The organism is Mycobacterium sp. THU-M104, assembly GCF_049197365.1.
Taxonomy (GTDB): Bacteria; Actinomycetota; Actinomycetes; order Mycobacteriales; family Mycobacteriaceae; genus Mycobacterium.
Genome location: NZ_JBMIOP010000201.1, coordinates 1 through 15274 on the forward strand (window position 1 = coordinate 1; position 15274 = coordinate 15274).

12 protein-coding genes are annotated in these 15274 nt (G+C 68.9%); 6 read left to right on the forward strand and 6 right to left on the reverse strand.

What is annotated here, in order from left to right:
- From ACOJVU_RS15730 to ACOJVU_RS15750, 5 genes are all read left to right on the forward strand, one after another.
- A partial coding sequence (locus ACOJVU_RS15730) for an acyl-CoA carboxylase subunit beta (protein WP_421530629.1) occupies positions 1-1139 on the forward strand: 1139 nt, incomplete at its 5' end.
- A gap of 5 nt (positions 1140-1144) precedes the next feature.
- Positions 1145-3130: an acetyl/propionyl/methylcrotonyl-CoA carboxylase subunit alpha gene (locus ACOJVU_RS15735; RefSeq protein ID WP_421530630.1), complete on the forward strand. Its 1986-nt coding sequence runs from the start codon at positions 1145-1147 to the stop codon at positions 3128-3130.
- A complete protein-coding gene (locus ACOJVU_RS15740) occupies positions 3127-4293 on the forward strand; it encodes an acyl-CoA dehydrogenase family protein (protein WP_421530631.1) in 1167 nt (388 codons plus the stop codon). The genes ACOJVU_RS15735 and ACOJVU_RS15740 overlap by 4 nt, the downstream gene beginning before the upstream one ends.
- Before the next feature lie 10 nt (positions 4294-4303).
- Complete coding sequence (locus ACOJVU_RS15745) at positions 4304-5170, forward strand: enoyl-CoA hydratase family protein (RefSeq protein WP_421530632.1); 867 nt, start codon at positions 4304-4306, stop codon at positions 5168-5170.
- Between the two features lie 106 nt (positions 5171-5276).
- Positions 5277-5882 (forward strand): DUF1707 SHOCT-like domain-containing protein, encoded by a 606-nt coding sequence (locus ACOJVU_RS15750; RefSeq protein WP_421530633.1) that lies wholly within the window; start codon positions 5277-5279, stop codon positions 5880-5882.
- Positions 5883-5885: 3 nt separating this feature from the next.
- Here the strand turns inward: ACOJVU_RS15750 and ACOJVU_RS15755 are convergent, their stop codons facing one another.
- The 6 genes from ACOJVU_RS15755 to ACOJVU_RS15780 form a co-directional block, all read right to left on the reverse strand.
- On the reverse strand, positions 5886-7883 hold the full coding sequence (locus tag ACOJVU_RS15755; protein ID WP_421530634.1) for a vWA domain-containing protein: 1998 nt from the start codon (positions 7881-7883) through the stop codon (positions 5886-5888).
- Positions 7876-9270, reverse strand: a complete 1395-nt coding sequence (locus tag ACOJVU_RS15760; protein ID WP_421530635.1) for a sigma 54-interacting transcriptional regulator — start codon at positions 9268-9270, stop codon at positions 7876-7878. Before ACOJVU_RS15760 ends, ACOJVU_RS15755 begins: the two co-directional genes overlap by 8 nt.
- A 91-nt stretch (positions 9271-9361) precedes the next feature.
- The gene (gene purH / locus ACOJVU_RS15765; RefSeq protein ID WP_421530636.1) at positions 9362-10957 is read right to left on the reverse strand and encodes a bifunctional phosphoribosylaminoimidazolecarboxamide formyltransferase/IMP cyclohydrolase; all 1596 of its coding nucleotides are present in this window, start codon (positions 10955-10957) and stop codon (positions 9362-9364) included.
- Complete coding sequence (gene purN / locus ACOJVU_RS15770) at positions 10954-11601, reverse strand: phosphoribosylglycinamide formyltransferase (protein ID WP_421530637.1); 648 nt, start codon at positions 11599-11601, stop codon at positions 10954-10956. The genes purH and purN overlap by 4 nt, the downstream gene beginning before the upstream one ends.
- A 224-nt stretch (positions 11602-11825) precedes the next feature.
- Complete coding sequence (locus ACOJVU_RS15775; RefSeq protein ID WP_421530638.1) at positions 11826-13199, reverse strand: DUF6350 family protein; 1374 nt, start codon at positions 13197-13199, stop codon at positions 11826-11828.
- Between the two features lie 48 nt (positions 13200-13247).
- Positions 13248-14177: a DUF5336 domain-containing protein gene (locus tag ACOJVU_RS15780; RefSeq protein WP_421530639.1), complete on the reverse strand. Its 930-nt coding sequence runs from the start codon at positions 14175-14177 to the stop codon at positions 13248-13250.
- Positions 14178-14423: 246 nt separating this feature from the next.
- On the opposite strand from ACOJVU_RS15780, the gene ACOJVU_RS15785 reads away from it, so the two are divergent.
- Positions 14424-15272 carry an LLM class F420-dependent oxidoreductase gene (locus tag ACOJVU_RS15785; protein ID WP_421530640.1) on the forward strand — a complete coding sequence of 283 codons (849 nt, stop codon included), beginning with the start codon at positions 14424-14426 and terminating at the stop codon, positions 15270-15272.
- The last annotated feature ends 2 nt before the right edge of the window (positions 15273-15274 follow it).

Below are 15274 nucleotides of genomic sequence, written 5' to 3' on the forward strand. Positions count from 1 at the left end.
AGGTCTTCATCCCCGGCGGGCAGATGTTCCGCGACCTCACCCGGCTCTCGGCGGCCGGGATCCCCACCATTGCATTGGTTTTCGGTAACTCCACCGCGGGCGGCGCCTATGTGCCCGGGATGTCCGACCACGTGGTGATGATCAAGGAGCGTTCGAAGGTGTTCCTGGCCGGGCCGCCGCTGGTCAAGATGGCCACTGGCGAGGAGTCCGACGACGAAGCCCTCGGCGGTGCCGAAATGCACGCCCGCGTCTCCGGGTTGGCCGACTACTTCGCCGTCGATGAACTCGACGCGCTGCGCATCGGGCGGCGCATCGTCGCACGGCTGAATTGGGTCAAACAGGGACCCGCGCCCGGCCCGGTGGCCGAGCCGTTGTTCGACCCCGAGGAACTGATCGGTATCGTTCCACCGGATCTGCGCATCCCGTTCGACCCGCGCGAAGTGATCGCCCGCATCGCCGACGGCTCCGACTTCGACGAGTTCAAGTCGATGTACGGGTCGTCGCTGGTGACGGGATGGGCCCGCCTGCACGGCTATCCTTTGGGCATCCTGGCCAACGCTCGCGGCATCCTGTTCAGCGAGGAATCGCAAAAGGCCGCCCAGTTCATCCAGCTGGCCAACCGCTCCGACACGCCACTGTTGTTCCTGCACAACACCACCGGGTACATGGTGGGCAAGGAGTACGAACAGGGCGGCATGATCAAGCACGGGTCGATGATGATCAACGCCGTGTCCAACTCGACCGTCCCGCACATCTCGGTGCTGATCGGCGCCTCCTACGGCGCCGGGCACTATGGCATGTGCGGCCGCGCTTACGACCCCCGGTTCCTGTTCGCGTGGCCGAGCGCGAAGGCCGCGGTGATGGGCGGCGCGCAGCTGGCGGGCGTGCTGTCGATCGTGAGCCGGGCCGCCGCCGCGGCGCGCGGGCAGCAGGTCGACGATGCGGCCGATGCCGCGATGCGCGCTGCCGTCGAGGGCCAGATCGAGGCCGAATCACTGCCTCTGGTGCTGTCCGGGATGCTCTACGACGACGGGGTGATCGACCCGCGCGACACCCGCACCGTCCTGGGAATGTGCCTGTCCGCCATCGCCACAGGCCCGATCAAGGGGACGTCGAACTTCGGCGTCTTCCGGATGTGAGCCGCATGGGAGTCACTCGGGTACTTGTTGCCAACCGCGGGGAGATCGCCCGGCGGGTGTTCGCCACCTGTCGGCGGCTGGGCCTGGGCACCGTCGCCGTCTACACCGACCCCGATGCCGCCGCCCCGAACGTCGCCGAGGCCGACGCGCGGGTGCGGCTGCCCAGGACCGACGACTACCTCAACGCCGCGGCCCTGGTCGCCGCGGCGCGCGCCGCCGGGGCCGACGCGGTGCACCCCGGCTACGGGTTCCTCTCGGAGAACGCCGACTTTGCGGACGCGGTCACCGGGGCGGGCCTGACCTGGATCGGACCCCCGGTGGACGCGGTGCGGGCGATGGGCTCCAAGATCGAGTCCAAGAAGCTGATGGCGGCCGCCGGCGTTCCGGTGCTCGACGAACTCGACCCCGACTCGGTCACCGAGGCCCAACTGCCGGTGCTGGTCAAGGCCTCCGCGGGCGGCGGCGGCCGCGGGATGCGCGTGGTCCGCGATTTACCCTCATTGCCCGCCGAAGTCGCGGCCGCCAGTCGTGAGGCGCAGTCCGCCTTCGGCGACCCGACGGTGTTCTGCGAGCGTTACCTGCCCACCGGGCACCACGTGGAGGTCCAAGTCCTCGCCGACGCCCACGGCACGGTCTGGGCCGTCGGGGAACGCGAATGTTCGATCCAGCGGCGGCACCAGAAGATCATCGAAGAGGCCCCCTCCCCGTTGGTCGAACGGACCCCGGGCATGCGCGCCAAGCTGTTCGACGCAGCCAGGCTGGCCGCGGGCGCGATCGGCTACACCGGCGCCGGCACGGTGGAATTCCTGGCCGACGACAGCGGCGACTTCTTTTTCCTGGAAATGAACACACGGCTGCAAGTCGAGCACCCGGTGACAGAGGAGACCACCGGGCTCGACCTGGTCGAGCTGCAGATCGCGGTCGCCGACGGACAGCGACTCGGCACCGAACCACCTGCAGCGCAAGGCCATTCGATCGAGGCTCGGCTGTATGCCGAGGACCCGGCGCAGAGCTGGCAGCCGCAGGCCGGTCTGGTGCACGCCTTCGAGGTGCCCGCGGTACGGGCGCGGTTCGACACACTCGGTCAGCGCACCGGGATCCGGCTGGATTCCGGCATCGTTGACGGTTGCACCATCTCGATTCACTACGATCCGATGCTGGCCAAGGTCATCTCCTATGCCCCGACGCGCCGCCAAGCTGCGCTGGTGCTGGCCGACGCGCTGGCCCGGGCGCACGTGCACGGCGTACGCACCAATCGCGACCTCCTGGTGAACGTGTTGCGCCACAGAGCCTTTCTCGACGGCGCGACCGACACTGCATTCTTCGACACCCATGGTCTGGCGGAGCTCGCCGCGCCGCTGGCTGACGGCGCGACGATCCGGATGTCGGCGCTCGCCGCCGCCCTCGCCGACGCGGCGCACAACCGTGCGGCCGCCCCGGTCTTCGGCTCGATACCCAGCGGCTGGCGAAACCTCGCGTCGGGTTATCAGGCGAAGGGCTACCGCGACGACGACGGCATCGAGCACCGCGTCGAATACCGTTTCACCAGATCCGGATTGGTGTTCACCGGGGATGAGCAGGCAGTGCTGGTCTCGTCGGCGCCCGAAGAGGTCGTTCTGATCGACGGCAACGGGGTGGCGTGCCGCTTCGCGGTCGCCCGTTACGGCGACGACGTTCACGTCGATTCGGCGCGGGGGCCCGTCCACCTCGTCGCGCTGCCGCGGTTCCCCGAACCGCGTTCGGCCGTCGAACAGGGGTCGCTGGTCGCGCCGATGCCGGGCAATGTCATCCGAATCGGCGCTGCCATCGGCGAGAGCGTCAGCACGGGTCAGCCACTGATCTGGCTTGAGGCGATGAAGATGGAACACACCATCACCGCGCCCGCCGACGGCGTTCTGGCGGAGCTCAACGTCAGCACCGGCCAGCAAGTCGAAGTAGGTGCCGTCCTGGCACGAATCGACGCCCCGGAAGCAGAAGGAGATCCAGCGTGACCGAGAACAGCTTCATCGAGAACGAGGACCGCCGGGCCCTGCGCAGGGCGGTCGCGGAGTGGGCGTCCAACTACGGCGCCGAGTATTACCTGAAAAAGGCACGCGCACACGAACACACCACGGAATTGTGGTCAGAGGCAGGAAAACTCGGCTTTCTCGGAGTGAACCTGCCCGAGGAGTACGGCGGTGGCGGCGCCGGCATGTACGAGCTGTCGCTGGTGATGGAGGAGATGGCGGCCGCGGGCAGTGCACTGTTGCTGATGGTCGTGTCGCCCGCCATCAACGGGACCATCATCAGCAAGTTCGGCACCGACGAGCAGAAGAAGCGCTGGATTCCCGGCATCGCCGACGGCTCGATCACGATGGCGTTCGCCATCACCGAACCGGACGCGGGGTCGAACTCGCACAAGATCACCACCACCGCTCGCCGCGACGGAGGCGACTGGCTCCTCACGGGGCAGAAGGTCTACATCTCCGGAGTCGACCAGGCGCAGGCCGTGCTGGTGGTGGGTCGCACCGAGGAGGCGAAAACCGGCAAGCTGCGCCCCGCGTTGTTCGTGGTACCCACCGATACGCCGGGCTTCACCTACACCCCGATCGAGATGGAGCTGATCAGCCCCGAGCGGCAGTTCCAGGTCTTCCTCGACGACGTCCGACTGCCCGCCGACGCGCTCGTCGGGGCACAGGACGCCGCGATCGCGCAGCTTTTCGCCGGACTGAACCCCGAGCGCATCATGGGCGCGGCGAGCGCCGTCGGCATGGGCAGGTTTGCCCTCGACAAGGCTGCCGACTATGTCAAGACCCGCCAGGTCTGGGGCACGCCGATCGGTGCGCACCAGGGTTTGTCGCATCCCTTGGCGCAATGCCATATCGAGGTCGAACTGGCCAAGCTGATGATGCAGAAGGCCGCCACCCTCTACGACAACGGGGATGACGCCGGCGCCGGTGAGGCCGCCAACATGGCGAAATACGCCGCGGCCGAGGCGGCCACCCGATCTGTGGACCAGGCGGTGCAGTCGATGGGCGGCAACGGGCTGACCAAGGAATATGGTGTGGCCGCGATGCTGGCCTCGGCCCGGCTGGGACGCATCGCCCCGGTCAGCCGCGAGATGGTGCTGAACTTCGTGGCGCAGACGTCGCTGGGCCTGCCTCGAAGCTACTGACGTCGCATTGATGGACACACTGGTCGAATACGCCGGCCCGGCACAGACCGGAGGCCCTTATACGAGGCTGACCCTCAACTCGCCGCACAACCGCAACGCGCTGTCCGGCGCGCTCGTCGGCCAACTGCACCAGGGCCTGCGCGACGCCGCGGCGGACCCGGCCGTGCGGCTGGTGGTGCTCGGGCACGCCGGCGGCACATTCTGCGCCGGGGCGGACCTGAGCGAGGGCGGCGCTGCCGGGCGAAGCGGGTCGCCACCATCGGCGCGTGGCGATCGCGAGGGCGGCGCTGCCGGGCGAAGCGGGTCGCCACCATCGGCATACGACATGGCCGTGGCCCGGGCCCGCGAAATGGCGGAGGTGATGCGGGCCATCGTGTCCTCGCCGCTGCCGGTGATCGCCGCCGTTGACGGCCACGTCCGAGCCGGTGGTTTCGGCCTCGTCGGTGCCTGCGACATCGTGGTCGCCGGCCCGCGCAGCACGTTCGCACTGACCGAGGCGCGTATCGGCGTCGCGCCGGCGATCATCTCGCTGACGTTGCTGCCGAAGATGTCGGCCCGGGGCGCCGCCCGCTACTACCTCACGGGCGCGACGTTCCACGCCGCGCAAGCCGCGGAGATCGGGCTGGTCACGATGGCCGTCGACGATGTGGACGCCGCGGTGGCGGGGCTGATCGCCGACATCGGACGCGGCTCCCCACAGGGCCTTGCCGCTTCCAAGGCGCTGACCACGGCCGCGGTGCTGGAAGGCTTCGACCGCGATTCCGATCGGCTCATCGACGAATCGGCGCGGCTGTTCGTGTCCGAGGAGGCACGCGAAGGAATGCAGGCGTTCCTGCAGAAGCGTCCGCCGCGCTGGGCGCACTCGCCAGACGTCTAGCAAAGAGGAAAGCAGACCCGGGCCGCGACCGGGCACAACCTTTGGGTACGTTGCATTTCAGCCAAACTCTCTTGCCGCAAAAGCTGGACGTCGTAGGCTCGTGGTGATGAGCAACTCAGCGCAACGCGATGCGAAGGACACGCGTGACACCTCGCCGTGCGCGGCCGACACCGATCGCATCCAGATCGCGCAGTTGCTGGCCTACGCAGCCGAGCAGGGCCGGCTGCAGCTCAAGGACTACGAAGAGCGCCTGACCAAGGCGTATGCGGCGACCACCTACGAGGAGCTGGATCAGCTGCGCGCCGACCTCCAGGGTTGCTCGACGGTGAACCCGCGCCGGGGCGGGACCCCGAACCCGGCACCCTCCACGCTGCTGCTGGCACTGATGAGCGGCTTCGAACGACGTGGCCGATGGAACGTCCCCAGGAAGCTGACCACCTTCACCCTGTGGGGAAACGGCGTGCTGGACCTGCGCTACGCCGACTTCACCTCGACCGAGGTCGAAATCCACGCCTTTTCGATCATGGGCATGCAGAACATTCTGCTGCCGCCGGAGGTGAACGTCGAGATCCACGGCCGCGGCGTGATGGGCGGCTTCGACCACGCCATCGTGGGCCAGGGCACCCCCGGGGCGCCGACGGTCCACATCCACGGCTTCTCCCTGTGGGGCGGTGTGGGCATCAAACGCAAGGCCCGCGGCAGGCACCCCTGAGGATCAGCGGCGCCGCCGGCACCGTAGGTAGTCGCCCACCACGGCCGCTCCCAGCCCGTCCACGTCGGGCACCACGACCCGCCCCTCGACCCGCCGCGCGACGCGGTCGATGAACCGCGCCAGACCGGGGTCGCTGCCCAACCGGAAGATCGTCACCTGCGCCCCGAGGCGGGCGATGTCGTCGAACCCGCGCACGGTCGCCGCGATGGTCCGCGGATGCGGCGGGTAATCAAAAAACACGGCAGAACCCGGCCCCTCCCCGTCGAAGTCTTCCAGGTGGGCAGTCGGCTCGCCGTCGGTCACCACCAGCACGACGGGCTGCGCGCCTGCGTGCCGCCGCAGGTGCCGGCCCGCCAGCGCCAGCGCGTGGTGCAGATTGGTGCCCTGCTCGTAGACTCCTTCGAGCCCGGTGAGCTCGGCGGCCGTGACCGTCCGGGCGTAGCGGCCAAAGGCGACGATCTGCAACGCATCCGCGCGGAATCGGGTGCACACGAGGTGATTGAGCGCCAAGGCCGTCTGCTTCATCGGCAGCCAGCGGTTCTCCATCACCATCGAGAACGAGGTGTCGACCAGCAGCGCCACGGCGGCCTGGGTTCGGGCCTCGGTCTCGGACACCTCGACGTCGTCGACGGTGATCCGGATCGGGCCGGAGGCGCCGTCCAGCGTCACAGTACCCGCCTCGCGCAGCACGGCGTTGGTCAGCGTGCGGGAGATGTTCCACGGCTCGGTGTCACCGAACTGCCAGGGCCGGGTCGCGCCGGTCAACTCCCCGGCTGCACCCGACCGGCGCAGCTCACGTTCACCACGTCGACCCGAAAGTTGTTGTGCTACATCGCGTAAGGCCGTCTCACCGAGGCGGCGCATGGCCTTGGGCGAGAGCCGCCACTGGCCGTCGGAACCGCGGTCCAGGAAGCCCTGGTTGACCAGGGCGCGTTCCAGTTCGGCAAGAGTGCGGGCGTCGATGGCGGCCTGGTCGCCCAGTTGGCGGGCCAGCGCGTCGAGATCCACGTCGTCCATGGTGGCGCCCGGGTAGCTCTGCGACAGTTGCTCGGCCAGTTGCTCGAGTTCGGCGATGTCGGCCAGCGCCTGGGTGCCCTCGCCTATGCCGAACGGGTTGTCCCCGGAGAACTGCTCGGAGCCGCCCCAGTCTTCACCCGGGCGGGCGGCCTGCAGATGGGCATCGAGCCGGTCCAGTGCCTGCATCAGCGCCGGGGACCCGAATGCCTGCTGCGCCAATGCATCCAGTTCGGCGCGCTGATCCGGGCTCAGGCTGTTGCGGAAACGCTGCGCGGCGGCGGCGCGTTTGGCCAGCGAGTCCAGCAGCTCGTCGACGTTGCGCGGGTTCTCCGGGAAGAACTCGCCGTGCTCGGCCATGAAGTCCTGGAAGTCTTGCGGCGTGTCCTGGCCGCGGGCGTGCTTGTCCAGCAGCCCGTTGAGGTCATCCACCATCTTCTTGACCCGTTGGCGGTCCTCGTCGGTGGCACCCTCCAGCGCCTGCTTCATGCCGGCGAAACGCTGATCGAGCATCTCGCGGCCCAGCAGATCCTTGATCTGCTCGTACTTTTGACGCGCCTCGCCGCTGCGCCAGTTGTAGTCCGACAGCTCCTGGGCGGCCTTGGCCGGCGACGCCGGCAACGCGTCCAGTTGCAGTTCGCCGAAGCGTGCGTCGTCGTCGAGCGCGCGGGCCAGCTCTTTGCGCTCGGCCAGCACGGCCTCGTCGAGCAACTTCTTGATCTGCTGCAGGGTGCCGTCGAGATTGTTGTTGCGCAACAACTCCCGCCTGCGCCGGTTCGCCTCGGCCGCCAGCCGGTCGGCCCCCGGCATGTTCTTGGTGCCGCGGCGCAGCAGTTCGGACAGCGCGCGCCGCGGCGAGGTGCCGGCCATGACGTCCTCACCGATCTGCTCGAGCGCCTCGCGTAGATCCACCGGCGGAGCCAGGGGGTCGGGACCCCCGGTGTACGCCGAGTAGCGGAGCGAGTGCCCCCTGATCGGTTCAGCCATAGACGGTCTGGCCCTCTCCGGAGGCCTTGTCGATGCGCTTGCCCAGATACAGCGCCTCCAGCGCCAGTTCCAGCGCTGCGGCGCGCTCGCCCTCGGATTCGGCGCCGAGCTTGGCGGCGATCTGGTCCACGACGGGCAGCCCCGGCACGGCGGCCAGCACGTTTTTGGCCGACACGCGCTCACCGGTCGTCACCACCGAACCCGCCTCGACCGCAGCCACCAACGAGCCGACGTCGATACCGCCCAGCACCCGCGACGCCGTGTCGGCGGTCGCACGCCGCAGCAGGTGCTCGAGCACGGCCTGTTCGCGGCCCTCCTCACCGGACTCGAATTCCAGCTTGCCGCGCAGGACGTCGATCACGGTGCCCAGGTCGACGACGCGCGCCACCGGATCGGTCTCTCCCAGCACCGCACCCCGATGGCGGGCGGCGGCAGCCACCGTCTCGGCCGCCGCGATCGCGAACCGTGCCGACACCCCCGACCTCTGGTCGATCGAGTTGGACTCGCGCAGGTAGCGGGCGAAGCGCGCGATCACCTGCATCAGGTAGTCGGGCACCTGCGCGCTCAGGTGTGCCTCCTGGGCGATCAAGCCGATCTCCGCATCGAGTTCACGCGGGTAATGGGTGCGGATCTCGGCGCCGAACCGGTCTTTGAGCGGGGTGATGATGCGCCCGCGGTTGGTGTAGTCCTCGGGGTTGGCGCTGGCCACCACCAGTACGTCCAACGGCAGGCGCAGCGTGTAGCCGCGGACCTGGATGTCGCGCTCCTCCATGACGTTGAGCATCGACACCTGGATACGCTCGGCCAGGTCGGGCAGTTCGTTGACCGCCACGATGCCGCGGTGCGCCCGCGGGATGAGGCCGTAGGCGATGGTTTCGGGGTCCCCGAGGCTGCGGCCCTCGGCGACCTTGATCGGGTCGACGTCGCCGACCAGGTCGGCGACGCCGGTGTCCGGGGTGGCCAGCTTCTCGGTGTAGCGCTCGCTGCGATGCTTCCACTCGATCGGCAGGGCGTCACCCAGCTCGTCGGCCCGCCGGATGGATTCCGGCGTGATCGGCGTGTAAGGGTGCTCGCCCAGTTCGGCCCCGGCGATCACCGGCGTCCACTCGTCGAGGAGGCCGACCAGCGCCCGCAGCAGCCGCGTCTTACCCTGGCCTCGTTCACCGAGCAGGACGACGTCGTGGCCGGCGATCAGCGCGCGTTCCAGCTGCGGCAACACGGTGTCCTCGAAACCCAGGATGCCCGGCCAGACCTCGCCGACACCTGAACCGGCGGCCAGCGCGTTCAGCAGATTCTCCCGGATTTCTTGCTTGACGCCCCGTTCGCGATGACCGGCGGCACGCAGTTCGCCGACGGTACTGGGCAGGTTGCTCGGTGAAGTCACCACTCCACGCTACGACGCGCAGCGACGTGCGTCATCCGATGCCGCCGCAGGGGGCTTGGCGCACCGTTCCCTACGCACGCCTCAATGGCACGCCTCAATGCGCGAAATGCCGGGCTCCGGTGAGGTACACGGTGACGCCGGCCTTGGCCGCCGCTTCATTGACCTCGTCGTCGCGGACCGACCCGCCCGGATGCACGATCGCCTTGACGCCGCCGGCGGCCAGGGTCTCGAGCCCGTCGGGGAACGGGAAGAACGCGTCGGAGGCCGCGACCGCGCCGCGGACCCGCTCGCCGCCGCGCGCATTTCCTCTCTCGATGGCCAGGCGGGCCGCGTCGACGCGGTTGACCTGCCCCATGCCGACCCCGACGGTCGCGCCGTCGGCGGCGATCACGATCGCGTTCGACTTGACCGCGCGGCAGGTGCGCCAGGCGAAGACCAGATCGGTCAACGTGGCCTGGTCGACCGGCGATCCGGTCGCCAGGGTCCAGTTCAGCGGATTGTCGCCGTGGGCGTCGAGTTCGTCGCGCTGCTGCATCAGCAGACCCCCGCTCACCGGTCGCAGCTCGAGGCCGCCGGTCAGCGGCTCGGCGGCCACCAGTACGCGGATGTTCTTCTTGCCCGCCAGCGCAGCGACGGCACCCGGCGCGTACGCCGGCGCGATGATCACCTCGGTGAAGATGGTGCTCACATACTCGGCCATCTCGACACTCACCTCGGTGTTCGCCGCGATGACTCCCCCGAACGCGCTCAGCGGATCGCACTCGTGCGCCTTGCGATGCGCGTCGGCGACCGATACCGCCGAGATGGCGATGCCACAGGGGTTGGCGTGCTTGATGATCGCCACGCAGATCTGCTCGTGGTCGAAAGCGGCCCGCCATGCCGCATCGGCATCGGTGAAGTTGTTGTAGGACATCTCTTTCCCGTGCAGCTGCTCGGCCTGCGCCAGGCCGGGCCAGGCGCCGGGGTCGGTGTAGAGCGCCGCTTGTTGATGCGGGTTCTCGCCGTAGCGCAGCATCGTCGAGCGGCGCCAGCCGCGGCCGAACCACTCGGGAAACACAGTGGGCGGATGCTCGGGCGCCAGCGTCGACTGCATCCAGCTCGCGACCGCGAGGTCGTATTCCGCGGTGTGCTGAAATGCCAGCGTCGCCAGCTTCTTGCGCTCACCCAGGGTGAATCCGCCGTGCCGCACCGCGGCGAGCACGCCGTCGTACCCGAGCGGTTCGGTGATGACCGCCACGCTGGGATGGTTTTTCGCGGCGGCGCGCACCATCGACGGCCCGCCGATGTCGATCTGCTCGACGCACTCGTCGACGCTCGCGCCGGATTCGACCGTTTCGCTGAACGGGTAAAGGTTGACCACGACCAGTTCGAAGGCCTCGATCCCGAGCTGCTCGAGGGCGTCGGCGTGCTCGGACTTACGCAGATCGGCCAGCAGGCCGGCGTGCACCCGCGGATGCAACGTCTTGACCCTGCCGTCGAGCACCTCGGGAAACCCGGTCAGTTCCTCCACGCGTGTCACCGGAATCCCTTTGTCGCCGATGGTCTTTGCCGTGGACCCGGTGGAGACGATCTCTACGCCGGCCGCCGCCAGTCCCCGGGCAAGCTCCACGAGCCCGGTCTTGTCGTAGACACTGATCAGCGCGCGACGGATCGGCCTTCGCGCCGTTTCCCGCCAGTCGTCGGTGCTCATCCTATGATCGCCTTTCGTCCGATCGTTGCCTGTCGCCCGGTCAAAGTCATGCCACCGGTTGCGATCGCGGCCACCACGTCCACCAGAAGCTGCCGCTCGCTGACTTTGATGCGTTCGTGCAACGTCTGTTCGTCATCACCGTCGAGTACCGCGACGGCTTGCTGCGCCAGGATCGGCCCGGTGTCCGTCCCGGCATCCACCAAGTGCACCGTACAACCCGTGACCTTCACACCGTAGGCCAACGCGTCGGCCACGCCGTGCGCGCCGGGAAAAGCCGGCAGCAACGCGGGATGCGTGTTGACGATACGGCCGTAGAAGCGTGAAAGAAAATGCGGCCCAAGAATTTTCATGAATCCGGCCGACACTACGAGGTCGGGCGAATGGGCGGCGGTGGCGTCGGTGACGGCGGTGTCCCAGGCGTCGCGGCCGGGATGGTCGGCAAGCCGGGCGACGAATGTGGGCACCGACGCCGCCGTGGCGATCTCGACGGCGGGGCACTGACGGTCCGCGCCGACGGCCACCACCCGGGCGGGATAGTCGCCGGTGGCGGCCTCGATCAGGGCCGCCAGCAGCGAACCGGTGCCCGAAGCCAACACCACCACTCGCGCCGGAGCGCTCGGGGGTACGCGGAGCGGTTCAAGCACACGCAGAGCCTAGCCGGGCGACGATGCCGGCCGTGAATCAGCACGGCCGGAGGAGGAGCCCGGCAATCCAACATAGCCGGGCGACGATGCCGGCCGTGAATCAGCACGGCCGGAGGAAACGCCGAGCCTGCGTGCGGCGCGCGATCGCCGGACCGGTCGACGCGCTCAGCGCAGTTTCGATGCCTTCAGCGCAGCAGACTCGGTCCCGCCGACGACCCGAAGGCCTACTCGGGCTTCGGCTCAGGTTCTTCGGGAGGCGAAGCGTCGGCGTCCGGCGCCTCCTCGACGCCCAACCCGTCGGCTTCGGCCGGTTCGGCAGCCGATTGGTCGGGCTCCGCGAAAAACGTTGCGGAATCGATTGGCTCGTCGACCTCGTCGACCTCGTCGACCGTTTCGGCCGCCACCTCTGCCGTCACCTCTGCCGCCGGTTCTGGCGCCGGTTCTGGCGCGGGCTTGGCCCGCCGCGGCTGACGCCGGACACCGCCGGCCATGATCACCGTCACCCAGCCGACGACCGTGAACCAGAAGAACGCACCGATCGCCAGAGCGCCCTGGTCCACGCCGACGTCGCCGAAGTTGCCCAGCCGACCACTTGCGCCGAGGGCCAGCAAGGAGATCACCAGGGTCCCGGCGACCGAGGCGACCAGCAACTTGGCCGTCGCCGGAACCAGGGGCAACGCATGCCGGGCGCACTGCTGGCCGACCGCCACGCCCGATGAGGCACCGATGATGAGCAGTGCCACCCATACCGGCCCGAGCGGCGGCGTGGGGGCCGCGGCCAGGATCGGCAACGCTGGAATGTCGCCGCCGAATACGGTGAAGGAGCTGAACGTCGCGAAGCCGAGATGGGCACTGGCCCCGACCGCGACCGCCGACGTCCCGACAATGACGTTGGGCGTGTACAACACTGACAGCGCGGTGAGGTTGAACTGGCCCCAGATCGAATCGGTGATGCCATAGAGCTCTTGCATCGTGGCCCAGTGCACAACCAGTGAACCCGCCGTCACCAGGCCGGACAGCCCGACCAGCGCCAGCGCACCGGCCGAGCCCGCGCGCAGGGAGTCACCCAGCCAGGGCGGCAGCGATGAGATCGCCAGCACCCGTGGACCCACGCGGGACCACACGCCGATTGCCGTGCCGATGGCGTGCACGACCAGCACGCCGGCGAACGCGCGCAGGGCGCTGGGCGTCTCCAGCTCGGTGAGCACCGTCGACGCATCGTGGATCATCGCGAGCGCGATCGCCGCCATCAACAGGGGGCCGCCGAGCGCCGAGGCGACAATCCAGCGAACCACCAGCCACGACGAGCGCGGTGAGGTCGCCCGTGCCGTGCTGCGCGCGGTAGCCCAGACCATCAGCAGCACGGGCAACAGGGGCATCACGCCCAGTTCGTGGCCGCCGATGAAGACCGGCACCTGATGCACGCCGAGCCACATGCTGGCGATGGCCCCCAGGGCGCCAGTCATGTCGCTGTTGGCGATCAGCAATTGGAGCAGCGTGACGGCGGCGATGATGCCCAACGCCACCACTGCGGGGCCGAACGCGACCCTGAGAAGGTCACGCCCCTGGCGGGCCCCCGCTGCCCGATGGTCCTCCACCCGTGTCACCCTGGGCGCACGTACCCTACCGGGCGCGAGAGCGCGCGGTCAGCCCGACACCGGGCCAGAGGAGGACGTCGGAGACTGCTGCTGACCTTGGTCGTTGGTCTGCTGGTCGCCACTGTTCCGGGAGTGGTCGGCCGCGGAAGAACCGACTTGGGAGCCGGCGCTGTCCGCCGCATCGACCGTGGGTGGAGGACTGAAGCTGGGGAAACCGGTGGGTGGCGTGGACGGGCCCTGCGGAGCCGCCGGCGGCGCACTGAACGAACCGGATCCGCCGGTCGACGCTGCCGCCTGGGTAGGACCGTGGCTCGGCGGGTAACCTCCGCCGTACTGCTGCGCTCCGTAGCCGGGCGGCTGCTGCGGGTTGTGCGACTGGGATCCGCCGTGTTGTTGCGCACCCGGCTGACCGTAATACCCGCCGGGTGGCTGCTGAACGCCGTATTGCCCGTACTGGCCGTAGTGCGCGTACGGATCGTACTTCGGTCGCGGCGCCGGCGCGGTGACAACACCCGCCTCAAGCAGGATCGCGAGGACCGCGGCGATCGCCTGCAGCAGACTGCACGCCAGCAGCGGCCAGAGCGCCCAGCCGATCTCGTAGCCCGCGGGCGTGTTGACCATCTCGGTGATCACGATCAACGCACCGAGCACGGCGACCACGGCGACCACGGCCAGATTTCTCTTCGCCTTGGGCAGCAGGGACACGGCGGCAAGCAGCGCGGCCAACACCGACACGTCGACCGCGTAACCGGCATCGCCGGCGCGCCCGCCCGCACTCGGACCGAGTTCGGCGCCGATGATGAACGTGGGACCGAAGTTCAGCAGATAGACCGCCAGGCCGAGTCCCACGACTGCGACGGTGAGGTAGACCGGGAGGCTGGTTTGGTCATCGGTCTTGGCGAACGAGGGTGTCGCGCCCGAGTAGGAGCCGCCGGGCTGTGTGGGCGGATAACCGGGACTACCGGGCGAGTAGGTCATGACTCCTCCTGTTGATTGCATAACGTCTTGATTGCATAACGTCGCGGCGCCAGGCCACTGCTGCAATGCGGCGCCGCGTCGGCGCGCTTGTCCACGCCGATTCCGCTGCGCTCGCATTACCCCGCGGTCGATCCACCACGCTAGCGCACGTTCGGGTTGCTGCGCCGGTACGACCGGCCCGTCGTCACGACTGTCCGAGCGGCGGCCGCTTGCCCTGAACAGGTAGAACACGTTCTAATTCTCGGCATGGATTACGGGCTTGTGCTTTTCACCAGCGACCGCGGCATCTCCCCGGCGGCAGCCGCCAAGCTGGCCGACGACCACAACTTTCAGACGTTTTACGTGCCGGAACACACTCACATACCGGCCAAGCGGGAGGCGGCTCACCCGACGACAGGCGACGAGTCACTGCCGGATGACCGCTATATGCGCACGCTGGACCCGTGGGTGAGTCTGGGCGCCGCGTGCGCGGTGACCTCGCGGGTGCGACTGTCGACCGCGGTCGCGTTGCCCGTCGAGCACGACCCGATCACGCTTGCGAAGAGCATCGCCACCCTCGACCACCTGTCCGGCGGCCGAGTCAGCCTGGGTGTCGGCTTCGGCTGGAACACCGACGAGCTCGCCGACCACGGCGTGCCCCCCGGACGGCGGCGCACCATGCTGCGCGAATACCTCGAGGCGATGCGGGCGCTGTGGACGCAGGAAGAGGCCGCCTACGACGGCGAGTTCGTCCGATTCGGGCCCAGCTGGGCCTGGCCCAAGCCGGTGCAGCCGCACATTCCGGTGCTGCTGGGCGCCGCGGGCACCGAGAAGAACTTCACGTGGATCGCGCGCAGCGCCGACGGCTGGATCACCACGCCCCGCGACTTCGACATCGACACTCCGGTCAGGCAGCTGCAGGACATCTGGGCGGCAGCCGGCCGGGACGGCGCCCCGCAGATCGTGGCGCTGGACTTCAAGCCGGTGCCCGAGAAGCTGGCGCACTGGGCCGAACTCGGGGTCACCGAGGTGCTGTTCGGCCTGCCCGACCGCCCCGACGCCGAGGTCGCCGCCTACGTGGAGCGACTGGCCGGCAAGCTCGCCGCCCTGGTCTGACG

What these genes read in the sequence shown, in the direction of transcription:
- ACOJVU_RS15780 (WP_421530639.1), bottom strand. Translation starts at nt 14,177, where the DNA reads ATGACCTACTCGCCCGGTAGTCCCGGTTATCCGCCCACACAGCCCGGC.
- ACOJVU_RS15755 (WP_421530634.1), bottom strand. Translation starts at nt 7,883, where the DNA reads ATGGCTGAACCGATCAGGGGGCACTCGCTCCGCTACTCGGCGTACACC.
- ACOJVU_RS15750 (WP_421530633.1), top strand. Translation starts at nt 5,277, where the DNA reads ATGAGCAACTCAGCGCAACGCGATGCGAAGGACACGCGTGACACCTCG.
- purH (WP_421530636.1), bottom strand. Translation starts at nt 10,957, where the DNA reads ATGAGCACCGACGACTGGCGGGAAACGGCGCGAAGGCCGATCCGTCGC.
- ACOJVU_RS15785 (WP_421530640.1), top strand. Translation starts at nt 14,424, where the DNA reads ATGGATTACGGGCTTGTGCTTTTCACCAGCGACCGCGGCATCTCCCCG.
- ACOJVU_RS15735 (WP_421530630.1), top strand. Translation starts at nt 1,145, where the DNA reads ATGGGAGTCACTCGGGTACTTGTTGCCAACCGCGGGGAGATCGCCCGG.
- ACOJVU_RS15745 (WP_421530632.1), top strand. Translation starts at nt 4,304, where the DNA reads ATGGACACACTGGTCGAATACGCCGGCCCGGCACAGACCGGAGGCCCT.